This window comes from Glutamicibacter sp. MOO4, from assembly GCF_056934395.1.
In genome coordinates, this window is sequence record NZ_CM167800.1 from 3,362,472 (window position 1) to 3,385,465 (window position 22,994).

Sequence of the window (22,994 nt, forward strand, 5' to 3'; positions counted from 1 at the left end):
CGCACTGTACAATTCTAGTATTCGAATATTTGTACTAGTTTGCAGTAGGAGGTGGTGGCGGTGGCTGAAGACAATGAATTGTTGCCACCCGGAGCTAGTCACGGTCCGGTACAAGCTGTTTCGGCGATGGGTTTTCCTTCACCAGCGCGCGACTACTTTGACGGCGGACTGGATCTAAACCGTCTGCTGGTACGGGATCGTGTCTCCACCTTCATCATGCGCGTCAGCGGACATGCGATGCGTTCGGCGGGCATCTATGACGGTGATGAAGTGATTGTTGATCGCTCACTATCGGTCCGTCACGGCTCAGTGGTGATTGTGAATCTTAATGGTCAGATGTTGGTGCGACGCTGGCACATTGATGGAGCCAAGGTTGGCTTGCTCAGCGACGAATCCCCCTTGCCGGTCTTACTAACCGAGGGCGATGAAGTAGGCGTTTTTGGCGTGATTACAAGGTGCCTGCATCATGTCAGGTAACCGATAATCCCTAAACGGATGACTCATACAATCGCTGATCCTTCGGATCCGCAACAACAGTGCTGCCCCACGTTGACGTAAGCTCGTTCTTTGCTCCGACGCTAGAACCCTGGCCGATGCCTAGCGGGCATACCCCGGAACAACCTCTAAGAACTTGGCCATGAAGCAGGACGAGAAATGCCTGGCTGGCACTCGTTACCGCGCATCGTGAGTCGCAGGACAAATGCGCAACGAATTCACAATCCGACCTTCGGTCTACGCATTCAGGGCCAGACGTGAAGCGTCGAGGATCGATCGCGCTCGATGTGCAGGTACCTGGTCCGCGACACTGAGCCAAACGGTGACTGGTGGCGCTCCGATCAAGGGCACAAATTCAACGCCAGGGTGTATGCCCCTGGTGCGAGCGATGTCCGGGATGATTCCAACTCCGCGATCGGCGGCGACAGTTTCGATCCATTCATCGTAACTGCGTGTCTCCACAATCTCCGGAGTGAGATTCGGCCAGAGATCCGTTGTGGTTGACCCGTTAACCGTGTTGATGACCAAGGGGCGTTGGGGTACGTCTTCCCACCGGATTGGCGCTCCGGAAGTCCAGGGGGATCGATTCGAGCACGCGAGTACGCGTGGTTCTTCAAAGAGCTTGATTGTTCGGGGGCTGTCGAGCAGCGCTGGGGATACCGGTGAGCGTAAGACGACCGCGTCTACATCTCCACGGGCCAGGGGTTGAGCCGTGGCATCTACTCGGGTAAAGGTCACTTCGATGCCGGCGGTATCTTGTAAATGTCGTGCCATATCCTGCGCCCATGGGGTGGGCAGGAGCCAACTGAAACCTAGAGTGATTGTAGTGTTTCCTCGGGCCACGGCAATTGCTCGATTAAGGTTGGCCAGCGTAGTCCTGGCATGATCTAGGAATAAGGCTCCCGCTGCGGTGAGCTCGAAGCGCTTTGAGGTCCGCCGGATCAGCTGGACCTTGAGAGCGGATTCGAGTTGCTGCACCGTTCTTGACAGGGCCGGTTGAGTGATCCGCTGTCTCAAGGCCGCATGAGTAAAGGATTCTTCTTCGGCTACAGCGACGAAGGCCCTTAAGTGCCGTACTTCCACATCCATGCTTCCCAAGCATAGACCCTTGCCGATCTGTTAGCTGTCCATTTAAACCAATTGTCGTTGCCGCCCTTATTTGAGGGGCGGCAACGACAATGGCTGCTATGAGAAATCGGTCAGTTGCTGGCCTTTAGCCCGCGGGAGTTGTCACCAGGTGGTGAGCCCATTGCCCGACGTTATCGCGGTTATATTCCACGCGAGTGTGGTTGCGATCTTCCCTTGCTTGCATGAACTCGAACTCGTCGGGCACGAGTGTGTAGAGCTGCCAGTCGGGATTCGGTTGGCCGTCGTAGCTGGGGCGTCCGCTCCAGTCCAGTTGCGATGCTTCGTCACTGAGCGCTGACGCGGTACCGGTGACGCGTACTTGACGTCCGGACTCGCGCCAGAAAAATACCAACGATGCGCGAGGGTTCTCTTGGAGCTCTTGGCCCTTTCGGGAGCTGCGGTGGGTGGAGAACTGGTAGCCGTTCTCGTCAAAGTCCTTGATGATCAGGGTGCGCCCCACGGGAGTTCCGTCTGCACGATTGGTAACAAACGTCATCGCGTGCGGTTGCCGATTCCCTGCTTCGATGGCGCTGTTCAGCCATGATTCAAACAAAGAGTTCGGATTCTCGGGGACAGTCTCGCTATCCAGGGTCGATAGTTCCTTGGGGAACGATGGCAGCTTTGCTAGCCGTTCACGTAGCTTGGTCATTCTCTCTTCCTTAGCTCTTGGTTCTGCGTGGTTATTCGGAGATTTGGACGACGGTGCGTCCTGTCCCATGCCCGTCGAGCAGGTCCTTTGCTGCATCTGCGGCGTCTTTGAGCAGGACGGTGCGTGTGACGGAATCTAGATGCTCCGGGTTGAGGTCGCGGGCAAGGCGTTCCCAAGCGTCGCGGCGCAGGCCTGGCTTCGTGCGGACCGAGTCCATGCCCAGTAGATTGACGCCACGGAGGATAAATGGCAGCACGGTGGTTGGCAGATCGCTGCCACCAGCTAGTCCGCAGGCAGCCGCGGCGCCGTTGTTGTGCAGTCCGGCCAGCGCTCCTGCAAGGGTAGGACCCCCTACGCTGTCGACGACTCCAGCCCACTGCTGCCGGGCCAGTGGGCGGTCGGTGTTCAGCTCACCACGGTTGATGATCGATGTTGCACCGAGCTCGGTCAGTCGCTCGCATAGCGCGTCGGGTCGGCCTGTTGCCGCGATGACTTCGTAGCCAGCTTGTGCGAGCATCGCGATGGCGACCGTTCCGACTCCGCCGCCAGCGCCGGTGACCAGGACAGGGCCGTCATTGGGGTTTACTCCCTGACGCTCGAGCGCAAGAATGCTCAGTGCCGCAGTGAATCCTGCGGTGCCGATTGCGGCGCTCTGGGCGGGGGTGAAGGCATCAGGGATGACAACCAGATCATCGCCGCCAACACGTGCAAGACCGGCCAGCCCGCCGTGGAGCTCTTCGCCTAGGCCCGCGTCGTCGAGCGTGACCAGATCGCCCGGGTGCCATCTCTGATCCCGCGAGGCGATAACTTCTCCGGCCAGGTCGATGCCGACGATGAGCGGAGTGCGTCGGATGACACCGGGCTTGCCGTGCAGTGCCAGAGCATCTTTGTAGTTAATGCTGGAGTAGTGAACCTGCACGGTTACGTCGAGGTCGTCTAGGAAGCTAGTCTCGGCTTCCTCAAGGGTGGTGCGGATGCGGTTATCTTCGTCCTTGCGGGCGATCCAAGCGGGAAAAGTACTCATTTTTCTGCCACCTTGTCCTGTGCATTTTGGGTGTCGTCGGGAAGTTCGCCGGTCAGGAACTGCGCGCGTCCTTGGCCAAATGACCAGTCCGCGGAGGTGTTCTCCGTGATACTCACGATGACGTCTTCGCCTGAAATCTCCAACCGGTCACCGAGGTATGTGGTGATCTTCTCGTTGAGACGCTGTTTCGCCTCGGTCGGTCGGGGCTTGCTAGTGACCTTTATGATGGTCAAGTTCTGCGTACGGGTGTAACCCAGACCTGTATCTAAGGCACGAAGCTCGAACGGTTCATGCTGGTGCAGGATTTGGTACCGATCGGTGAATGGGACATCGAACGCTTCGACGACGGCGTCGTGGATCGCATCAAGAAGACGGACCAGGTAATCCTCGTCGTGACCTCGAATGACATCGATGGTGATCAGTGGCATGATCTTGTTCCTTTCATAAAAACGGTTGTAATGGGCAAAGCTTTACGTGCGTGGTCCATTCAGCGGTTCACGCCTGCGCCGACTGTCTCGGCGGTCACCGGTTCGAATGTGGATTCGCTGGCAGGCCGGTGGACGGCCGGGAATCGAATCCGAATCAGCGCCGTAGACACCGCAGCTAGCGCGACGATTACGGCAGCTATGAGCAGCGGACCATGGAATCCGTCTGATAACAACGGGGCAACAAGGATAGGGCCGGAAGTTTGTCCTACTGCATATACCAAGCTGAGGATTGCGACCGCTGTGGGGACTTGCAGGTGTGCTCCCGCATCAAGGGCGAGGGTGGTAATGCCCATGAATGTCCCGCCAAAGAGTACCGCTGCGATTACCGCTCCTGCCATGCCAAGGTCGAGGGCAGCTAATCCGATTCCCGCCGCTTGCAGCAATAGCGCGATGGTCAGCAAAGTAGGGTGGGCCAACTTCTTGCTCAGCCAGGCCCAGCCAAGACAGGACGGGATAGCTGCCAAACCGACCACAATCCAGCTGAGCTTCCCCAGTCCGCCCGAGGCAGAGGACGCTATTGCAGCGACCAGGAATGTGCCCGCGATGATGTATCCGACACCTTCGAGGAAGTATGCCGCCACGAGCGGGACAAACCAGCGGTGGGGGCGATGAATCGGCTCCGTATGTGCAGGCGAGGTGTGTTCTGACTGCTCGCCCTGTACAAGTTGCCATGCGAAGGCACCAAGTATTGCCGTAAGCACCCCAGAAGCAAACCAGGCCTCACGCCAATCTCCGAACTGAGCGATCATAAGTACTACCGCACCTGAGATCGCGATTCCAGCTCCGACTCCGCCGTAAGACCAGCCAACCAGGTGGTGGGATTGTTTTGGAATGGTGTGGACAATGACGCTTGCCGCGACGACAAACATGATCGCGCTGGCTAGTCCGGCAAGACCGCGAAGTGCGATCCAAGCCTCGGGAAGTTCGGTGGCGGGCATCGCCATCAGAGAGAGTACGAGTACGCAAATACTCATACGCAGGGCGAGTGCAGAACGCGCCCACCGTGGAACTGCCATCATGACTATGGCGCCGATCATGTAGCCCAGGTAATTGCTTGTGGCTAGAGCCGCTCCCAGCTCGGCGGTGACGCCAGCTCGCTCTTGCATCAGAGGAAGAATCGGGGTGAACACAAAACGACCAACCCCGACGGCTGCCGCCAACGCGGCCCCGGCCCGTAGCGCGATGACCCATCCGGAGCTTACTACTTTCGCCTTCAATGACACCGATCTCCGATCACTTTTGATAGGACACCACGTTCTATCTCATCTGCTTTCGAGGCTACTCTCGGATCGGGCTTACGAAAATTGGCATTTACGCATGATCTATGCATCAGAAGCATGGATGTACGTACTGATTCCTGCAGATAGAGTTTGGTGAGCGCCTCCGTGGCACTCCCAGCCCTGAATCTTGGTGACATTGTCTATGTGGAGCCAGCTGCGACGGTGGAACTATAGTGGCAGAACATGGGCTTGTTGCCGCTGCTCGTTCAATCTTTGCCGTAGACATGATCGGCTATGCGCGCCATGCATGGTTGATGACTAGACGGCATTTTTTTAGCGCCTTAGGCTGTGCCTACTATGGAGGTAATTACTAGGTAGGGTGCGCTTCAAGCGCCTGAGCTAGCGCAACCGTCCTCCCGGAATTCTTCCGCGAAGATCAGCAAAGACAAAGGGTGAGACTCACGTGACTGACCGCAGTGCATCGGCTGAGTATTCAAACGACACTAGTCCGCTGGCAGCCTCGGGCCTCCTGGCCAAGCTCGGGGCAACCATTCCGCTGGTTTCTGCACCTATGGCAGGCGGTCCGAGCACCCCTGCTCTTGTCTTGGCCGCCGCCGAAGCGGGAGGATTGGGCATGCTGGCTGGTGGATATAAATCGCCCAAACAGCTCGCTGAACAGATCACCGAGGTAAGTACTGGAATTTCCACCATCGGAGCCAACCTTTTCGGCGTAAATCTCTTCGCACCGAACCCGGTGCCAATCGACAAAGATGCCTTTGTTGAATACACCGAGGCCCTGCGTGAGCTAGCAGCAACCTACGACCTGTCCCTGAACGAGGTCGAAGCCCTAGAGGACGACGATGAGTGGGCGGAAAAAGTGGACATGCTGGTCAGTGATCCCGTGCCAGTGGTCAGCTTTACCTTTGGGCTTCCCCCTGCCGAGGCTGTTCGCCGGCTGCAGAAAGCCGGATCATTGGTATTTCAGACTGTCACCAAGCCGGACGAAGCACAGCAGGCCGCAGACCTAGGTGTCGACGGGTTAGTAGTTCAGTCGTACAAAGCGGGCGGTCACTCAGGAACCTTAACGCCGGGCACGCCGATCGAGCAGATACCATTGGCGCAGTTGCTTGACCGCGTCCGTTCCCGGACCACACTTCCTATGTGGGCAGCAGGCGGAATCTCAACGCCCAACGCAGTGCGCGAGGCGCTCGCGCACGGAGCAGAAGCCGCTGTTCTTGGAAGCGTGCTACTGCGTAGCGATGAGAGCGGAGCCTCAAAACCTTATAAGGCGGCGCTGGCGGATCCTCGTCGCACTGAGACGGTTTTGACTACAGCCTTCTCGGGTCGTCCGGCGAGGGCTTTGCGTAATGATTTCGTGGACCAGTTCCATGGTGCTGCACCCAGTGGCTACCCAGCCATTCACCATCTGACCAGTCCTATCCGTAAAGCGGCAGCGGCCGCTAATGATTCGGAAAACATCAATATCTGGGCCGGCACAGGCTATCGCGACGCCACCGAAGAGCCGACAGTAGTAATCATGCGCCGGCTCGCAGCAGTGCGCTGACTCGGGCTAAGTCGCCCGGCGGCTGGAACCGGTGGTCAAGATCCGCTTCATGCACCCCCAGTCGGATCCAAAAATCCTAGTTGCGACGCCCAATGGCGGGCAAGTGAACCTTCGTGCTGCGATGGAATCTGAACGCAGCGGTGGTTCAGTCGCAGGATCCACTTGGTAGGCATACAAAGGATCTGGACCGAAAAATAGTGCCCGGTGAAGGCTCATCGAGATCTGTGCTGGTGTGAGCCTCAATCAGCTCGCTGTAGGTGTCGAATCGTTAGCTTGTAGTTAGCATGTAATGGAACAAACGTTCTATGATTTGAGTATGGCAGATTATTTTTCGAAAGTTTTGTTCTGACATTAAGCGCGTTATTGAATGATCAACGCTGAGATGGGATCAGATGAACTTCAACGGAAGCGATAACAACGTTTACCAACACACTGACCATGTGTCTCTCGTGGACGTTAATAATTTTTATGTCTCTTGCGAACGCGCCTTTGACTATTCATTGCGCAATCGTCCCGTGGTGGTGCTCTCTAATAACGACGGCTGCGTAGTTGCCCGTTCCCAAGAAGCCAAAGATCTGGGAATTGCTACCGGAGAACCATTCTTCAAGATTCAGCGTTTGATGGAGAGCCATAACCTAGCCGTGCGCTCCAGCAACTACGAACTCTATGGCGACATGTCCGCTCGCGTGATGGAACTACTGGGACGTTTTGGAACTTGGCACGAGGTGTATTCCATCGATGAATCGTTCATCGGGTTGGAAGGAAACCTAGAGCAGGTGCGTAAAACCGCAGCACACATCCGCACGGCTATCGATAAGACCATTGGGGTCCCGGTCTGCGTTGGTGTTTCCTCCACCAAAACATTGGCAAAGCTCTCCAACCACATTGCAAAACACAATGCAGGGCTCAACGGGGTCTGCGTCCAAGGCCTCATGGATCAGCAGGTTTTAGAAAACATTCTCACCCGGGTGCCCGTCACTGATGTCTGGGGAGTTGGACGTAAATCTGGTGCCAAGTTGGCGTCCATGGGCATAGAGACAATCGCGGATCTCAAGGCGGCTGACCCGTTGTTAATCCGCAAGAAGTTTTCAGTGGTTTTGCAGCGTACGGTTTTTGAACTTAATGGTCAGCGCTGCATTGGCCCGATTGAAGAGCGAGCCGACCGCGGACAAGTTATGTTCACTCGATCTTTCTCTTCCCCAGTACGCACCCGTGAAGCGATGGAAGAAGTTATGTCCATCTATGCGCAGAAGGCCGCGAGCAGGCTGGCCCGCGAAGGACGCTACGCCACCTTACTCACCGTCACTGCAGGCACCAGCCGCTTTGCTCAAGGTGAGGCTTCATTCCCGAGCGCGCAAGTGCGCCTACCGCGGCCAACCAGAGATCCGATTCTGCTTAGCAAGCTGGCTATCGCGGCCATGGGTGATCTTATGCAGCCGGGGACGGACTACGTGCGTGGAGGAGTGATCCTCTCTGGCCTCAGCGATTCACCGGGTGAAAAACAACTTGATCTTTTTGACATGGGTGATGAGCACGATGAGACAGAACAGAAAAATGTCTCCTCGGTAGTCCAAGATATTTCAGCTCGATTTGGCGCGAAATCCATTGGTCTAGGCCCTGCGGGCTTGGCGCAAAGCCCTACCTGGACAATGAAACGTGAACATATCTCTCAGCGCTACACCACCGAATGGGATGAACTACTAGAAGTTCGTGCCTGAACCGTCCAGAGCGGAATTCTGGCTGAAGACATTCGGTATCCTTGCAGATCACGGTGAGAGGATGAAGTTATGACCCCTCACGTCAGACAGCTCATGTCGCTGGGAATGCTTGCCATGCTCATGCTGACCAGTTGCAGTTCGCCAAGTTCCGAGACCAGTACGCAGAGCTCTCCAAAAGCCAGCTCTTCAAGTAACAATGGATCTGCACCATCAGCAACGTCCTCTGAGGACAGCACCCAAAGTAGCTCCGCCGCTGCCCAAACACCGCAGGCGCCTACGTCTCGTGAACAGGCCGAGGAACTTGTTGATCAACTGTCCGTTGAGCAACAAACGGCCAGCCTGGTGATGGCTGGAGTCCCTGCCACGGGTGCCAGTAGCACTGAACTGAAAGCCATGGAGAAACAGGGCATCACCAATGTTTTCTTGCGCGGACGTTCGCAACTCTCGGTGAAAAAAACAGCGGCGCGAACCGCTATCATCACCAAGCGCCTGAAATCCAATGTCCCCGATGATTTACCGGTGTGGGTGGCCACCGATCAAGAAGGTGGATTTGTTCGGGTCCTGCAGGGGACAGGTTTTACCAATCTGCCGGCCGCCGCGCAGCAAGGCCAATGGTCCTCGGGCAAACAGGCCACGAACATCAAAAAAGTCGGCGCGGAGCTTGCTGAGGCTGGCATCAATGTAAACCTCGCACCGGTCGCCGATGTGGTTCCAGCCAAAGTTGGCACCAGCAACGCACCGATCGGTTATTTCGGGCGACAGTATGGCAATACTGCCGGCGAAGTTTCTCAAGCCATCGGCACAGTGAACGACGCGTTGAATGACGCCGGAGTGCAGCCGGTAGTTAAGCACTTCCCAGGACTGGGCAGGGTGGCCAAAAATACCGATACCTCCAGTGGTGTCACGGACACCGAGATCGGTGCAGACGCCACCGATCTTGAACCCTTTAAGCAGGCGATTAGCCAGGGTAACTCGTGGGTCATGATCTCCAACGCCCGCTACACAAAAATTGATGCGCAGAACGAAGCGCCGTTTTCAAAGAAGGTCATCACCGGTCTGCTGCGCCAAAAACTGGGTTATCAGGGTGTGGTGATTTCCGATGATCTGTGCGAAGCCAAACAAGTGGCGCAGGTAGCGGTCGGTCAGCGCGCAGTGAAGTTTGTAGCCGCCGGCGGCACCGTGCCACTGTGCGTCAAATCTAGCCCGGCGATCACCATGGCTAAAGCGTTAGCCAAAGAAGCTAACGAGGAAAAGAAGTTCGCCGACCAAGTTCGTGAAGCGGCAGTGCTGATTCTGGAAGCTAAATTAGACCAAGCTGGCTAGCTGAGAAAAACCGTGGCATTAAAAAGGTCCGGGGCACTTTCCTACTCGCTAGGAAAGTGCCCCGGACCCGGTCTAGGGAAAACTGAAGACTAGTTGCTCTTCGGCTTTCCGGTGTTACCGGAAACGATATCCAGTACCTGGGCACGCTTGGTATCAGCGTTGTGCAGGTGCAGCAGCAGTGCCTTGGAAGCCTTGGCGCTGTCGGCTACGGTGACCGGAATCGTGTTGCCCTTTAGGTCGGTAAGCAGTGAACCTTCTGCACCAAAATCAACCTGTGGGGTTGCCACGTTGAAGTTGATCCAGTCGGTCTGATCTACCGGAACCATGGAGCCACCGTCATCGGTGTTGTACCAGGTGTAGCCAAGGACACGGTAGGAGATATCTGCAGCATCTTCATCCAGGCCAAGGGCCGAGAGGGAGACTGGCAGGATTGCCGTATTGGTGTCAAAGGTGTTGGCATCAACATCGCCAAGCACACCGTTCACTGGCTGAAGATCAACCTGTTCGCCGGTCGCCAGATCGAAGGTTGCTGCCAGATCCAGATCAATCTCGTCCATCACGGTGGTGAAGGTGACAAAGTCTGCCTTGCCATCGCTATTGGTATCAATCTCAACGTCCAGCTCGGTGCCACCGGCTAGGTGAGCCCAGTTCTCCCAAGTGGAAATACCGATGTTCAACTGACCATCGGCCACACCGGTACGAGGTGCAGTGCTTGATGCACCGACGTACTGCAGGTCCATGGAACGTGCTGCAGGAATGGCATCCAGCGAAGCGTCGCCGCGATCGCTGGAAGCACCAAGTTCAAAGGCACCAAGCAACGAGGTAACCTCGGTAGCGCCTTCACCAGCGGTGATGTCCTTGCCCTTGAGCTTCAGCGAGGTGGTGTTAGAACCCTTCTTCAGCTTCTTGACCGACCCGGACATATCCGAGGTCAGCTTTGGAGCAGCCTGTACAGGAACACGCAAGGTTGGAGCGTCACTGCTGGTCAGCTCAACGCGACCGGTAGTGTCGGCAATCCACGTGCGAGCCAAACCGGACTGAGTGGTTTCCATCGTTGGATCGATGGTCTTAGTCCACTGCTGCGGATCAACCTTCAAGGTCACCGTCAACTCGGCGGTGCCGCCAGCTGGGACAGTAACGCTGTTTTGATCCAAGGTGTAGCTTGCGCCCGGGATCTGGGTTGCAGCTACGTAGTCAGCCTTGTAGGTCTGAGCCTTGTCGCTGGTGTTCTTCACGGTGATCTTGCGCTGTGCGGAGTAGCCCTTCTTACCGTCAAGCTCAATCACGCCAAAGACCACGCTGGTCAGATCCGGTGCTTCAGAATCGTAGGCAAATGCTGGAGTATCCAATGCAGCATCGGCCATCACTCGGCCAGCACCCACACGGTTTGGTCCATAAGCTTCGCCATTGGCTGCCTTGATATCGGTGGCAGCGGTATTCATGATGACGCTCTTAGCCTGGTACGGGGTGTAGTCGCTGTCCTGAAGAACCAGAGCTGCGATACCTGCAACCAGTGGGGTAGCCATCGAGGTGCCCGACATGACTGCGGTACCTGTGCCGGTTCCGACGCCTACCGAGCTAATCTGCGTACCTGGGGCTGCTACGTCTGGCTTCACCACACCGTTGGTGCCGTGTACGCCACGCGATGATGAGGAGTTCAGCGTGTCACCTGCTCCTGATTCGCTGGAGGAGGCTCCAACAAAATCAGGGGACAGGGTAACCTTCAACGTTCCGGCTTCAGCAGCTGGACGCAATTTTTCGGACTGATCCAAAGTGAACTGAGCACCTGGGATCGTAGCGTTACCGGCAATGCCAGCGTCGAAGAGGTTAGCCTCGGAATCCAAGAGCACTCCGGTGGCACCGGCGGCTTCAGCGTTGTTGAAGCGAGCGCCGGATCCACAAGGGAATTCGCCGTTCTCGCTCCACTTGAGCCAAACCCACTTGCCTTCCAGAGAACCTGCTTCGAATGGCTCGCAACCAAATTCATTGCCAGCCGGGGCCATAACTACATCGCCCGAGAGCGCAGCAGCATCAGCCTTGGTGTAGTTGAAGTTTGCGGAGTACTGTCCGGAGGCCGAACCGGCAACATCACTTGGTCCATCAATCTGGATTTTATCCAGGGTGACGTGTGAGCCTACCGAGTTGGCTACGGTCAGTGAGGATCGCGAGTTACCTGGCGAACCGCCGACGTCGGTGACATCTCCTGCGTTACCCGAGGCTACTACCGAGAGGATGCCGGCCTTGGTCAGGGCATCAACAATGTCGTTTTCCGGATCCTCGGTAGGTGAGTGATCTGAACCCAAAGACATGTTCACTACCTGGGCGCGGTCGGAGAAATCGCCGTCACCGTTGGGATCCAGAACGTAATCCAGTGCCTGGCCCACTACCGATGAGGAGCCGGAACAGCCAAAGACGCGAATGCCGATGAGCTGTGCTTCCGGAGCGGAGCCGGGGCCAACTTTCATCTCTGATAGGGCCTTGGCATCAAGGTCCGAGTATTTTCCGGTGAAGGTGGAACCATCTGCGTTTACGCCGTAGCCTGCGGTGGTGCCCGCAACGTGGGAACCGTGGCCGGCTGCTTCACAGTCCAATGGGTTGGGGTCTGGGTGCGGAATCGGCTGGTAGGTGTCATCGGCATCGTTAGCGTTGTAGTCATCGCCAACAAGGTCCCAGCCACCAATGAACTTATCGCCGTCGCGCAGTTTTGATTCTGCAGAAGGAAGTTCCGTTGATGCTTGGGCTTGCTTATAGGCTTCCAAGGTACCTGGCCCACCGAAGCTTGCGTGGGTGTAATCAACGCCGGTATCCAGTACAGCTACCTTGACGCCTTTACCGGTCTTGTCCAAGGACTTCCAAGATTCCAAGGCCCCGGTATCAACGACCGACGAGCGGTTGGAAGGCTTCTTTGGAACGATGGAACTGATTTTTGCTACGTCACTACGTTCAGCGAGCTTTCGCAGATTATCCGCGTCACCGGTCAGCGCCACACCCTGCAATGCATTGTGGGTGGTGTAGATGATTGAAGACTTGGACTCGGCGGCGAGCTGCTTGCCCTTGGCCTTAACGTCCTTGTCCATCTTCTTTACCTTGGCAGCATCTTTTTTCTTGCCTGATTTTTTGACGGTTTCAAATGCTCCGTCGCCCTCAAATTGGACAAAGACGGATACCTTGCCGCTGGCCTTAGCTAGTGGCCCTGAAACCTTCAGTTTTGATAGCGCCTGGGTGTCGCTAATTGGTAGCGAGAAAGCTTGTTCGCCATCTGCTGGTTGGGGGATACCTGCTGCACTTGCCGGTCCTGACAAGGTGACAGCCATTGCAAGTGCAGTGGCTGACCCCAAGATCAGACGCGGCACTCGTTGCGTGCGCCGAGTGACCATGATTCTCCTAGCTGGGCTGGATAGCGGTAGTGCTCCCGTCATGGGCGGGCGAAAATGGCAAAGCGGTGCGAGCTTTGATGATCGTCCGAGGCCCACGTCCGCTAGTACGAGGGCCTATAGCTAGGAATCCTAGGTGACCCACAGCATATATCAAGGGGTTGTTGAATAATTTTCTGTAAACGGTATCGTGCGTGGCTTGGCGGTTTCACAATAAAATCCGCGCACCACCGCGACAAACCCGCCCAGCGTTAGCGACCGAGCGCGTCGATTTTTTAGAAAAAATAGACGCATTGTTACTCAGCAGTTGGCTAATGCTAGGCGGGTTTGTTGTTGGTCCATCGAGGTGAACCTAGATGCTATGAGCCGTGGTTAGAGGCGGTTCAAGAAGCTATGAACTCGCTCGTCGAGTAGCTCGATGCGTTCGGCAACAACCACCATTGGATCCGGGTAGATCGGATTTTTTGGAGGTGGAATGCGCACATTGCGTGAGCATTCGAAGTTCAGGCAAATCAAGGTGCCCAAGGTGTCACCGTCACGTCCGGCCTGTCCAGCTTTGCGTGTGGTCCACATGCCCACGGCAACAGGAATGTTGACGTCTCGGCACATCTCGCACATGGTGACGTTGGTCGGCTTGCGCTCGCCACTTGCTGGGCGCAACAAGATGCCACGGGTGTTTCCTGAACTATCGGTGTGGAACAGGTAACCGCGCTGCTGCAACTTGGAATCTCGCCAACCCAAGTACTCCATGGAATCCCAGTCCAGGGTGGCGAAGTTCTCTGGAAGCGTCAGTCGCTTTGCTTCTTGGCGGGTGGCGTTAACGAAAGATGAGCGAATGATTTTTTCGGTCAATGGCTGCATGATAATCCTCAAATTATCCGCGCACAGAAAAAGGGCGCACGGAAGTTTTAGTCAAAAAAGGGAGACTGAGGTCTGCAACGTAAAAAAGATGCGGGTGCGCCAATCAAAGCCCGCAGGCCTAAACCTTTGGCGGGAGACTTTCTAGCTAACCCCGTTCGACGCGCAGACGAACGGGTGGAGCGTCAAAGTGGCTTGCATAGCCGACCGCCCTTTCCCGTGACCTATTCACGCATCGAAATAAATGTTCTAAAGCAACCGTAGCAAGAGTGATCGAAACTTGCCAATGAGCGTGATCACGCTTAAACGTGGTGCCGGTCGCATTCAATAATGAATGCGACCGGCACCATGGTGAATCAGGTTTTGACCCCGGGCTTAGCGGCGTCCACCCTGCCACAAGGCATCAAATGGGGTGTTTCCCGAAACGCGGTTGCGAATGCCCTCGGTAACAAAGGCCTTAGCCGTGCGGGCAGCTTCCAGCGCGGTAGCGCCCTTGGCGAGCTCCGCGGTCACGGCTGCTGCCAGTGAGCAACCAGCACCTGAAACGGCGACTTCGCCGATCTTCTTTTCGCGAAGAATTTCTAGGGTTGTGCCGTCGTAGAAGACATCAATAGCGTCTTCGCCAGCGATGCGTACCCCACCCTTGGCCAATACTGCAGCGCCGGAGATTTCGTGAATCTTCTTGGTTGCTTCGACCAGATCTTCTTCGGTGCTGATCTTCAGTCCGGAAAGCTGTTCTGCTTCAAAGTGGTTTGGGGTCACGAAGGTAGCTAATGGCAGCAGTTCGGCCTTCAACGCTTCGTCGGTATCCAGTGCGTGGCCAGGTTCCTGACCCTTGCAGATCAAAACTGGGTCCAGCAAAACGTTGTCCCACTTCTGGGACTTCAATGCGGTGGCCACGGTGTTGATGGTTGCTGGTGAACCCATCATGCCGAGCTTGACGGTGCTCAACTTGTCTTCGTAGCAAGTTTGGATTGCTTCGAGCTGATCTGCAATGACCTGCTGATCGACTGGCACAAAGCGGTGGTTCCACGAATCCTTAGGATCAAAGGAGACAATGCAAGTCAGGGCAACGATGCCGTAGGTTCCCAGTTCCTGGAAAGTCTTCAAATCGGCCTGAGCACCTGCACCGCCGGTGGCTTCGGAACCTGCGATAGTCAAGGTTATGGCTGGAGCAACAATGTTTGTATTAGTCATAGTCTCAATTGAATGTAGTACGGATTTCGAACGGTTAGTTGTGCTGCCAGAAAGTCAGCGTGGTCGCTTTGGACCAACCTTCAGGCAAGCTAGCAGCATGCTCTTGCGTAGCTACCATCAGTAGCCAAGGCAGTCCATGGCTGAAAGCGGATCCGGCCAAGTTGGCCAGTACCGCGCGGCGGGCGACATCTGGATCATCGGGAGAGAACAAGTCCGGGTCGCTGAGCAGACCGTACGTTGCACCAAAGTGCATTCGTCCGCGGGCGACCGGGCGGTCAAAGTCGGTCACCTCGACAACATCATAGTTTTCCATGGGAGCTTCAAAAAGCCCTGAGGTGTCCGCCAGCTTGACGACTTGTTCTACATCTTCTGGCTTACCAGCTAGCAAGTGCATGGTTGCACTTTGCTCCCAGCCCTCGCCCTGTAACTTTGCGACGGTGCTGTCATTAGCTGGGCCCAAGAAGATCAAACGCTGTGCATCGGACGGGGCGGTCCATGAATCATCAGGCCAGTAACGAAGGATCTCTACGTCGTCGCCGTTTTGATTCACTGAACGAATTTCCTGCTGGTTAGGGAAAGACGCAATACGATCACGCAATAATGCGTAGCCGCTGGTCCAACCTGGTAGTGCTCGCGCAGTTCCGCTCATAGTGCTGCGTTCTCCTTTTGAATCGCTAGGGGTCACCTATCGGCATCACTGACTTTACGCCTAAAAACTGGGCAATACTCAACTGTGTTTCTAGGATTTCTCTGTCAGCGAGGACAGCCGATATCTAGGAAGCTTTAGACCGCTTTAGCGCCGAGCTCACCGAATGATCCGTTTCCATCTTGCCAGCGGTTTTTGGATCAATGAGCGACAGAATGTCTTCAAAGAGGGAACGGACTACCGGCAGACGGCAAAGCACTGCAAATTTAGCGACCACAGGTGCCAAATTTTTGATCAGCGTATGTGAACGTCGTTGCTCAGGGGACTGGTCAAAGGCCCACGCGGTGAACACCTGCCGCGCAACAAGTAGCAAGAACCGGGGGAGATCTCGGCGGATACCTAGGGGAGGCAGAGGCCGAGCGCCACCAACAGCCTGTTCCCACATCATCAGTTCAATTTTGGTTACTTCTTCATTCGCATGCTCGCCAGAAAGCAAAACCTTCAAAAACGCCGGCCCGAACTCATGATAGGGAGCCAAAGATTGCACGCCAGCTTCCAGCACGATGCGAATGTTGGTTTCTAAGGTATTGCCCTCATCGAGCCCGTCTTGGCACAACCGCAATTGCTCATTGCGTAAGTTCAGCAGCAGCTGCGCGACGATGTCTTCTTTGGACTCGAAGTAGTAGTACGCATGTGAAAGCGCTACCCCAGCATTGGCAGCGATGACCCGCATGCTTGATGCGCGGTATCCCTCAATGGCAAAACAGTCCAAGGCAGTAGCCAAAAGTTTGGCCTGCGTCTGTCGACCTTTTTCAGTGCGCGGTTGGATGCTCTTGAGCCTTTCGAACGGAAGCTAATGGAGTTGATTCTAGCATTTATTGAACGCGTTCAAAAAACTAAAACTTTCATGCGGATGCAAGCGAGGGCAATCACTAGGGGAGTAGATTCCTCGATTTACTGTTTCGAAGAATGCCAGATGAGATGCGGAATTTTGAGATCTAATGGTTCGAAAACTAAGTTGCACGTTCAAGCGTTCCTAAGTCGAGGGCCGTCAGCATGGGATACTTGCTAGGTAAGTGCTAATACAGCGGAACCGCGCGCTGGCATTAAACTCCACCCATTCCTTTGAGGTACGAGCATGCCTTCGCGACGAAGTTCTGGCGAACCACTTTTGACAAGGACAACTACATGGGCGCGAACAACGCCGAAAACAACCTGACCAAAGCCAATAAAGCGGTCTTCGCTTCAGCGGGGTCACCATACTTTTCCACGGTGCTCACCCTGATGGGTGCCATCGTGATCCTCTCAAACATCGGTGCATCCAAAGGCGTAAGCTTTGGCCCAATCATCACCGACGGAGGATTCTTTCTCTTTCCGTTGGCCTACATTCTCGGCGACGTTATTTCCGAGGTATACGGGCTAAAGGCTGCACGGCGGTCAATTATTCTCACCTTCGCACTCGCCTTCTTTGCGGTGTTCTCCTTCTGGATCATGATCCAACTACCATCCGCCGAGTTCTACGACGGTCAAGAAGCACTCGAACGCACGCTGGGCCCAATCTGGCAGATCGTTCTCGCTTCGGCCTGCGGCTTCTTGGTTGGACAGTTTGCTAACTCGTGGGTGCTGGTCAAACTCAAGGAACGTAGCGGAGAGCGTGGGCTCATTGGACGACTGATTGGTTCCAGCGGCGTCGGCGAATTCCTCGATACCCTGATTTTCTGCTCTGTCGCCGCACCGGTCATTGGTATTGCCGATGCGCCGAACTTCATCAACTACGTAGTGGTCGGTTTTGTCTATAAGACAGCTGTCGAAATCATTCTTGTACCGGTGACTTCGCTGGTCATCAAATGGTTCAAGCAACGCGAACCAGGCTACATCCAAGCCGTAAACGCTAAGTAGTGAACAAAGGGCATCATCCGCGAGGACGATGCCCTTTGTGGTTGTAGCGGGATAACGTTACAAGCATGCAGACAGGTCAGAGCACCAAGATTGTCTTGGAAGCACGCGAGCTGATTATTGGCTACCAACAACGCGTCATTTGTGGTCCGCTAGATCTGCAGGTTTCCGCAGGCGACGGGGTGGGAATCATTGGAGCCAACGGTAGTGGCAAATCTACGTTGGTGCGCACCATCCTTGGACACCTATCGCCGGTGCAAGGCACTGTCGAATTTCTAGGTCTGCCCGTGAACGAGGACTCGCTAGCCTTCCGCCAGCATGTCGCTGTCCAGATCACCGATGGAGCGTTTTTTGAAGAACTCACCGTTGCTGAACACCTTGAATTGGTGGCTCGCGGCCACAATCTGAACTCTTGGAAACAAAGCGTCAGTGAAGAGCTGGAGTTTTTTGAGCTACAACAAGTGGCCGGGCTACTGCCCAGCGAGCTCTCCTCCGGCCAGCGTCGCAAGGTGCTGTTGGCGGCGACACTCATTCGGCCTGCACAGCTGATGATCCTTGATGAACCGGAGCAACGTTTAGATCTGCGTATCCGGCAGAAACTCTATGATCGATTGGCCGTACTCAGAGGTTCCGGGACGACACTTTTAGTAGTGACCCACGATCCGCAGATGCTGCGTCACTGTTTGAACCACGCCTTCTTGCTGAACGAAGATCAAGGTGAAGCCCTTCACTCCGAGGCCGGAGCGCAGTGGCTTGAACGCTAGAGAAAAACTTCTGCAGGAAAACAAATTTGATCCGCAGCAGTTGCTCAACCGCGCAAAGCGACGGCGCAACTTTTCAGAACGCTTTGATCACTTCTCTGATGTCTATGTATGGGTGCTGGCCGCGGTTGTTGCTTTGGCATATCTTTTCAGCGCGATCTTTGGCCTCATCTTTGCTCTGCTTGGGCAGACGGTAGCTCACGTACAGACACCGTGGACGGTATGGAGTTTGCAAGAGCTGTCGCCGGTACTGCTCATGCTCAGCGCCATCTGTGTTCTACGGCTGTTTTTATACCTAGGGCCTGTAGGCGTGAATGCTGCCAAGGCGGACTGGTGGCTGCCGTTACCAATTAGCACCAGGCCCATTCTCGGCCGATCGATTCGAAGCGCACTACTGACTGGATTGCTGACCAGCAGTTTTGTAGGGGTGCTTTGGCTGATTGTCATGTTTGGTTTGGTCGGTGCTTATGAACCGCTGGTAGCCCTTTACGCACTGATTAGTTTTGCATTATCCGGAGTGCTCTTGACCAGCCTTGCGGTTGTGTTGCAAAGCTACGGGCTGCAACCACGTGCACAACGCTGGCTGGGACGCTGCATCGTGGCCGCCATAGTTGTCCTTGCAGCATTCTGGTTCTTGCTTCAGGTGAACATTCCGTGGGCAATAAGTGTCGTCGAAGGTGCGTCGAGCTCTGTGCTCCGGTTATCTGCATGGGCTCCTGCCGCAATCGGTTTGCTGTGCTTGAGTGTGCTCAGTACTTGGTGGGCATGGAAACGCAGCCCAAGGATCGGGGCGCGCGACATGCGCGTAGCCGGCGAGCATCAACGCTTGGCCTTGGGCTCTGCGATGCAAGCAGATACCAGAGGCGCCGTGGAGCCATCTTCGGCTTCAATTGGTCGCAGGCGACGTCGTGGGAACAAGCTTGCTTCCCGACTGCCGGTGGCCTGGCGCATTCTGGTGTTGCGTTTACTGCGAGGCGGGCGCTGGCATGCAACGCTGGGGTATCTGGTGATGGTCATGGCGATGGTTGCGACTGTTGAACAGGTGGCCAACCCGCTGAGCGCTCTGCTGTTTTACCTCGTGCTGTGTTTGTTGCTGACGATAAATGTAGCTGGAACTATTTCGCCTTTGATCTCGCAGCCGCAACTGACACAACACCTGGGACAATCTGCGGTTAAGCTACAACGAACAGCGGTACTTTTTGCAGTTTTCTATTGCGTGATCGCGTTGACCACGCTCACTGGGGGACTGGCGTTGCTGGGCGTCGTTCAGCTGAGCAATTTCTGGTTGTGGGGTGCAGCAGTGATCGTCGTCTCCCTTGGAGGGGCAGCAGCCAGCCTAGGTCATGCGCAACGTAAAGAACGCGACTGGGAGAGCCTGTTAGGTGGCTCCACCAGCGATACAACAGTGGTCATGGTTCTGATGAATGAAGCGTCCACCTTAATTCCAGCGGTGGCCACTTACGCGCCGCTCTTTGCTTTAGTGCTCAGTCCTGAAACCGGAATTGGTTGGCCGCTGTGGGGAATTTCCGTGCTATTTGCTCTCCGGGCCCTACGACCATTTCTCGGACGGGCGTACGCAGGTTTACGCGGATAGGATCAGAAGATGAGCGTAGAAATTTCAATTCATAAGCCGGAAGACCTCAGCACTGAGCAGCTGTATGCGTTGCTCAAACTGCGTACGCACGTTTTTATTGTTGAGCAGCGTTCTTCTTACCCGGATTTGGATGGTCTGGACCTCGTTCAAGGAACCCTGCACCTGGGCGCATGGGAGGACGGCGACTTATTGTGCACCGTACGCATTCTTGATATTCACGGTGAAAACCCGCATATCGGCCGTGTTGCTACGAAGGCGGAAGCACGGGGTCGAGGACTGGCCGGAACGCTGATGAAGCAAGCTGTTTTTATGTGCCGCCCGGACGTTCAGATTCATCTCGGCGCTCAAACCCAGTTGGAAGACTGGTATGGAAAATTCGGATTTGAACGATGTGGCGAAGACTTTGATGATGACGGAATCATGCACTTGCCGATGATTAGACGAGCGGCGACTGCCTCAGCCTAGAACATGACAAAGGGTGCTCATTTCCCGCCTGACGGCGGAAAATGAGCACCCTTTTTAATTGTTATCCGACTACTATGCCACCGGCTGACCCTGGGGATCCGGCTTGCCAGCGTAGTAGCTAGCCAAGACCTTATCCTTGAGATTAAAGAAGGTGCCATCTTCCAACGCCTGGCGGGCAGATTCAACCAAACTAACGGTGAAGTGCTCGTTGTGGATGGAAATCAGCGTGTGGCTGAGTAGTTCCTTGCCCTTGAATAGGTGGTGAATGTAGGCGCGGGTGAAGTTCTGGCAGGTGTAGCAATCGCAGTCTTCAACCAGCGGGGTGAAATCACGCTTGTAGCGGGCACCGGAAAGATTAAAGCGGCCCCACGGGGTGTAAAACGCCGAGTTGCGCGCCACACGAGTTGGCGAAACGCAGTCAAAGGTATCTGCACCGTTTTCAATGGCAGTAAAGATGTCATCCGGCTCGGAGATCCCCAGCAGGTGGCGAGGCTTGTTTTCGGGAAGTTCCTCGGCGCACCAACCGACGATGGTTCCAAGGTTTTCCTTTTCCAAGGCTCCACCAATACCAAAACCATCAAAGGCCATGGCTCCAAGATCCTGGCAGGCCTTGCGACGAAGGTCTTCATACTGTGCACCCTGGATGACGCCGAAGAGTGCCTGATATTCCTTGCCCGCACGGTTATCAGTTAGTGAGAAGTGCTCGGCGATGCAGCGCTCAGCCCAGCGACGGGTGCGCTCCAAGGACTCAATCTGGTAGCCGCGCGAATTCTGCAAAGTGGTCAGCTCATCAAAAGCGAACATGATGTCCGCTCCAATCTGGTGCTGAACATTCATGGAAATCTCTGGAGAGAAACGGTGCTTGGTGCCATCAAGATGGGACTTAAACCAGACACCCTCCTCATCAACGTTAGCCAAGCGTTCTTTGCCTGGTGCTACCGCGTCATCCGGACCTGACTGGTCAACGGACTTCATATCGATGACCTTCTTGAACCCTGAGCCCAAGGACATAACCTGGAATCCACCGGAGTCGGTGAAGGTAGGGCCGTCCCAGCCCATGAACTGACCTAGTCCGCCAGCTTCATCCAAGATGTCCGCACCGGGCTGCAAGTAGAGGTGGTAAGCATTAGACAAAACTGCTTGAGCGCCAAGCTCTTTAACCTGAGCGGGAGTCACCGCCTTGACGGTAGCTTTAGTACCCACCGCAATGAACGCAGGAGTTTTGATTTCGCCGTGTGGCGTGCGGATCACGCCGGTGCGACCCAACATTGGGGAGCCGTCGGGTGCAGTGAGTCGGGTTCCGACTTCAAAGCCAAATTCTTCTTGGCGGGCATGCGGGGAGCTGGGGTCAAAGTTCTTTTCGGGCACGTACCAAGTGTGCCGTATTAACGCGCCGGTGAGGAAAACGACAATGTCAAAGTGCCCACAAACCTAGCCCCTCACATGGCAATGAGCGAATAATGGGTGGTATGTGTTGTGTCCAACACGACGGAAGGAAACTGTGGGTCTGGAGAAACTGAAGGAATCAACAAAGTCGCTGGTAACGCTGGGACCGGCCCGCAAGGACCACTGGATTGGGTTGCGTACAGGCCTAGGCATCTTCGCTCCGCTGATCACGCTCTTTGCCATTGACCGAATGGATCTAGTGGTGTTCGCGGTCTTTGGTGCTTTCACCGGAGTCTACGGACGAGTTGATGGTTACTGGAACCGATTGCGCATGCAGGTTCGTTCAGGTCTTCTCTTTTTTGCCGTCATCGCCTTGGCACTAGCGGCCTCGTATTGGTGGGTTGACCACCAGAACCCAGAGGTCATGAAGTGGCAGATCGTCGGAGCCACAACACTCATTGCTGGGCTGTGTTCGGTGCTGGTCGGGTTTATGCGCCTGCGCCCGGGCGGATCCCTATTCCATATCTTCGCTTTTGCGGCCATCGCTTCGATTCCCCACGCGGCCCCCATGGGCGAGGCATTGTTAGTAGCGGGACTGACCATCGTGCTGGCGTTAGTAATCGGCGCCTCTGGGGCCATAGGTCAGTGGGCTAGTTTATGGAAACGTACCAAGCTTCCACCGCTGTCCGATAACGTGCGTAAAGCCATCTGGTGGGAGGGGCTGTTCCATGTACTCTCCGCTGGTGTGGCCGGAATTCTTGCCAACACTCTGGGCAGTGAGCTTTCTGCCGGACACAACTATTGGGCCATGGTTGCCGCTGTAGTTCCTCTGGTCGGGCATACGACTAGACTGCGAATCCGTCGCGGGGTGCACCGCGTATTGGGAACGCTGGTGGGCATGATCCTGATGGCGCTACTGATCTGGTCGAATCCGCAGATGTGGATCTTGCTCGCCTTTATCGCCGTGTGCCAGTTCTTGGCCGAGATGCTGGTCATGCGTAACTATTTCATGGCGCAGATCTTTATCACGCCCATGGCGTTGGTCGGCGTCTCGCTGGGCACCGGGCTCAGCAGCTCGGTGATGTATGACCGCGTGGTTGAAACACTGATCGGTTGTGCCGTGGGCATGCTCGGCGTGCTCTTGGGAAGTTGGCTCGGCTCGGTACTCAAACGCAAGCAGGGTCTCGTTCCCAAGAGCGAAAGCTGAA

The 22,994-nt window shown here is 55.5% G+C and carries 20 protein-coding genes; 9 read left to right on the plus strand and 11 right to left on the minus strand.

The features are described from left to right. Window positions 1-60: 60 nt before the first annotated feature. Complete coding sequence (locus AC1Z3F_RS15730) at window positions 61-477, plus strand: LexA family protein (RefSeq protein ID WP_131090506.1); 417 nt, start codon at window positions 61-63, stop codon at window positions 475-477. A 255-nt stretch (window positions 478-732) separates the two neighbouring features. Here AC1Z3F_RS15730 and AC1Z3F_RS15735 read toward each other — a convergent pair whose 3' ends face one another. From AC1Z3F_RS15735 to AC1Z3F_RS15755, 5 genes are all read right to left on the minus strand, one after another. After that, complete coding sequence (locus AC1Z3F_RS15735) at window positions 733-1,584, minus strand: LysR family transcriptional regulator (protein ID WP_131090505.1); 852 nt, start codon at window positions 1,582-1,584, stop codon at window positions 733-735. Window positions 1,585-1,708: 124 nt separating this feature from the next. Beyond that, window positions 1,709-2,272, minus strand: coding sequence for a pyridoxine/pyridoxamine 5'-phosphate oxidase (locus AC1Z3F_RS15740; RefSeq protein ID WP_483566202.1), 564 nt, complete (start codon window positions 2,270-2,272; stop codon window positions 1,709-1,711). Window positions 2,273-2,303: 31 nt separating this feature from the next. Further along, window positions 2,304-3,296, minus strand: a complete 993-nt coding sequence (locus tag AC1Z3F_RS15745; protein WP_483566203.1) for an acrylyl-CoA reductase family protein — start codon at window positions 3,294-3,296, stop codon at window positions 2,304-2,306. Beyond that, window positions 3,293-3,724 (minus strand): tautomerase family protein, encoded by a 432-nt coding sequence (locus tag AC1Z3F_RS15750; protein ID WP_483566204.1) that lies wholly within the window; start codon window positions 3,722-3,724, stop codon window positions 3,293-3,295. The genes AC1Z3F_RS15745 and AC1Z3F_RS15750 overlap by 4 nt, the downstream gene beginning before the upstream one ends. A gap of 59 nt (window positions 3,725-3,783) precedes the next feature. Then, on the minus strand, window positions 3,784-5,007 hold the full coding sequence (locus tag AC1Z3F_RS15755; protein ID WP_483566205.1) for a YbfB/YjiJ family MFS transporter: 1,224 nt from the start codon (window positions 5,005-5,007) through the stop codon (window positions 3,784-3,786). 460 nt (window positions 5,008-5,467) lie between these two features. Here AC1Z3F_RS15755 and AC1Z3F_RS15760 point away from each other — a divergent pair, with 460 nt between their 5' ends. From AC1Z3F_RS15760 to AC1Z3F_RS15770, 3 genes are all read left to right on the plus strand, one after another. Further along, on the plus strand, window positions 5,468-6,568 hold the full coding sequence (locus tag AC1Z3F_RS15760; protein WP_242632607.1) for an NAD(P)H-dependent flavin oxidoreductase: 1,101 nt from the start codon (window positions 5,468-5,470) through the stop codon (window positions 6,566-6,568). Between the two features lie 392 nt (window positions 6,569-6,960). Then, entirely contained in the window at window positions 6,961-8,286 is a 1,326-nt protein-coding gene (locus tag AC1Z3F_RS15765; RefSeq protein ID WP_131090500.1) for a Y-family DNA polymerase, read from the plus strand. Between the two features lie 69 nt (window positions 8,287-8,355). Then, complete coding sequence (locus AC1Z3F_RS15770; RefSeq protein WP_483566206.1) at window positions 8,356-9,609, plus strand: glycoside hydrolase family 3 N-terminal domain-containing protein; 1,254 nt, start codon at window positions 8,356-8,358, stop codon at window positions 9,607-9,609. Between the two features lie 89 nt (window positions 9,610-9,698). Here AC1Z3F_RS15770 and AC1Z3F_RS15775 read toward each other — a convergent pair whose 3' ends face one another. From AC1Z3F_RS15775 to AC1Z3F_RS15795, 5 genes are all read right to left on the minus strand, one after another. Next, window positions 9,699-12,986 (minus strand): S8 family peptidase, encoded by a 3,288-nt coding sequence (locus tag AC1Z3F_RS15775; RefSeq protein ID WP_131090498.1) that lies wholly within the window; start codon window positions 12,984-12,986, stop codon window positions 9,699-9,701. 369 nt (window positions 12,987-13,355) lie between these two features. Then, window positions 13,356-13,844 (minus strand): FBP domain-containing protein, encoded by a 489-nt coding sequence (locus AC1Z3F_RS15780; protein ID WP_131090497.1) that lies wholly within the window; start codon window positions 13,842-13,844, stop codon window positions 13,356-13,358. 372 nt (window positions 13,845-14,216) lie between these two features. Then, complete coding sequence (locus tag AC1Z3F_RS15785) at window positions 14,217-15,038, minus strand: hydroxymethylpyrimidine/phosphomethylpyrimidine kinase (RefSeq protein WP_131090496.1); 822 nt, start codon at window positions 15,036-15,038, stop codon at window positions 14,217-14,219. A gap of 34 nt (window positions 15,039-15,072) precedes the next feature. Then, window positions 15,073-15,687: a hypothetical protein gene (locus AC1Z3F_RS15790; RefSeq protein ID WP_131090495.1), complete on the minus strand. Its 615-nt coding sequence runs from the start codon at window positions 15,685-15,687 to the stop codon at window positions 15,073-15,075. Window positions 15,688-15,811: 124 nt separating this feature from the next. Then, window positions 15,812-16,468, minus strand: coding sequence for a TetR/AcrR family transcriptional regulator (locus AC1Z3F_RS15795; protein WP_262198549.1), 657 nt, complete (start codon window positions 16,466-16,468; stop codon window positions 15,812-15,814). 404 nt (window positions 16,469-16,872) lie between these two features. Here AC1Z3F_RS15795 and AC1Z3F_RS15800 point away from each other — a divergent pair, with 404 nt between their 5' ends. From AC1Z3F_RS15800 to AC1Z3F_RS15815, 4 genes are all read left to right on the plus strand, one after another. Then, window positions 16,873-17,583: a queuosine precursor transporter gene (locus AC1Z3F_RS15800; protein ID WP_262198547.1), complete on the plus strand. Its 711-nt coding sequence runs from the start codon at window positions 16,873-16,875 to the stop codon at window positions 17,581-17,583. 65 nt (window positions 17,584-17,648) lie between these two features. Then, window positions 17,649-18,344: an ABC transporter ATP-binding protein gene (locus AC1Z3F_RS15805; RefSeq protein ID WP_131090492.1), complete on the plus strand. Its 696-nt coding sequence runs from the start codon at window positions 17,649-17,651 to the stop codon at window positions 18,342-18,344. Continuing rightward, complete coding sequence (locus AC1Z3F_RS15810; protein ID WP_483566207.1) at window positions 18,334-19,935, plus strand: hypothetical protein; 1,602 nt, start codon at window positions 18,334-18,336, stop codon at window positions 19,933-19,935. Before AC1Z3F_RS15805 ends, AC1Z3F_RS15810 begins: the two co-directional genes overlap by 11 nt. A gap of 9 nt (window positions 19,936-19,944) precedes the next feature. Next, the gene (locus tag AC1Z3F_RS15815; protein WP_131090490.1) at window positions 19,945-20,400 is read left to right on the plus strand and encodes a GNAT family N-acetyltransferase; all 456 of its coding nucleotides are present in this window, start codon (window positions 19,945-19,947) and stop codon (window positions 20,398-20,400) included. 72 nt (window positions 20,401-20,472) lie between these two features. Here the strand turns inward: AC1Z3F_RS15815 and tgt are convergent, their stop codons facing one another. Then, on the minus strand, window positions 20,473-21,768 hold the full coding sequence (gene tgt / locus AC1Z3F_RS15820; protein ID WP_131090489.1) for a tRNA guanosine(34) transglycosylase Tgt: 1,296 nt from the start codon (window positions 21,766-21,768) through the stop codon (window positions 20,473-20,475). Window positions 21,769-21,901: 133 nt separating this feature from the next. Here tgt and AC1Z3F_RS15825 point away from each other — a divergent pair, with 133 nt between their 5' ends. Beyond that, window positions 21,902-22,993 (plus strand): FUSC family protein, encoded by a 1,092-nt coding sequence (locus AC1Z3F_RS15825; protein ID WP_131090488.1) that lies wholly within the window; start codon window positions 21,902-21,904, stop codon window positions 22,991-22,993. Window position 22,994 lies beyond the last annotated feature (1 nt).

Excerpts from the sequence above, each read along its gene's own strand:
- AC1Z3F_RS15735 (WP_131090505.1), bottom strand. The coding sequence starts at position 1,584 with ATGGATGTGGAAGTACGGCACTTAAGGGCCTTCGTCGCTGTAGCCGAA.
- AC1Z3F_RS15800 (WP_262198547.1), top strand. The coding sequence starts at position 16,873 with ATGGGCGCGAACAACGCCGAAAACAACCTGACCAAAGCCAATAAAGCG.
- AC1Z3F_RS15745 (WP_483566203.1), bottom strand. The coding sequence starts at position 3,296 with ATGAGTACTTTTCCCGCTTGGATCGCCCGCAAGGACGAAGATAACCGC.
- AC1Z3F_RS15765 (WP_131090500.1), top strand. The coding sequence starts at position 6,961 with ATGAACTTCAACGGAAGCGATAACAACGTTTACCAACACACTGACCAT.
- AC1Z3F_RS15740 (WP_483566202.1), bottom strand. The coding sequence starts at position 2,272 with ATGACCAAGCTACGTGAACGGCTAGCAAAGCTGCCATCGTTCCCCAAG.
- AC1Z3F_RS15775 (WP_131090498.1), bottom strand. The coding sequence starts at position 12,986 with ATGGTCACTCGGCGCACGCAACGAGTGCCGCGTCTGATCTTGGGGTCA.
- AC1Z3F_RS15750 (WP_483566204.1), bottom strand. The coding sequence starts at position 3,724 with ATGCCACTGATCACCATCGATGTCATTCGAGGTCACGACGAGGATTAC.
- AC1Z3F_RS15780 (WP_131090497.1), bottom strand. The coding sequence starts at position 13,844 with ATGCAGCCATTGACCGAAAAAATCATTCGCTCATCTTTCGTTAACGCC.
- AC1Z3F_RS15790 (WP_131090495.1), bottom strand. The coding sequence starts at position 15,687 with ATGAGCGGAACTGCGCGAGCACTACCAGGTTGGACCAGCGGCTACGCA.
- AC1Z3F_RS15805 (WP_131090492.1), top strand. The coding sequence starts at position 17,649 with ATGCAGACAGGTCAGAGCACCAAGATTGTCTTGGAAGCACGCGAGCTG.
- AC1Z3F_RS15815 (WP_131090490.1), top strand. The coding sequence starts at position 19,945 with ATGAGCGTAGAAATTTCAATTCATAAGCCGGAAGACCTCAGCACTGAG.
- AC1Z3F_RS15785 (WP_131090496.1), bottom strand. The coding sequence starts at position 15,038 with ATGACTAATACAAACATTGTTGCTCCAGCCATAACCTTGACTATCGCA.
- AC1Z3F_RS15770 (WP_483566206.1), top strand. The coding sequence starts at position 8,356 with ATGACCCCTCACGTCAGACAGCTCATGTCGCTGGGAATGCTTGCCATG.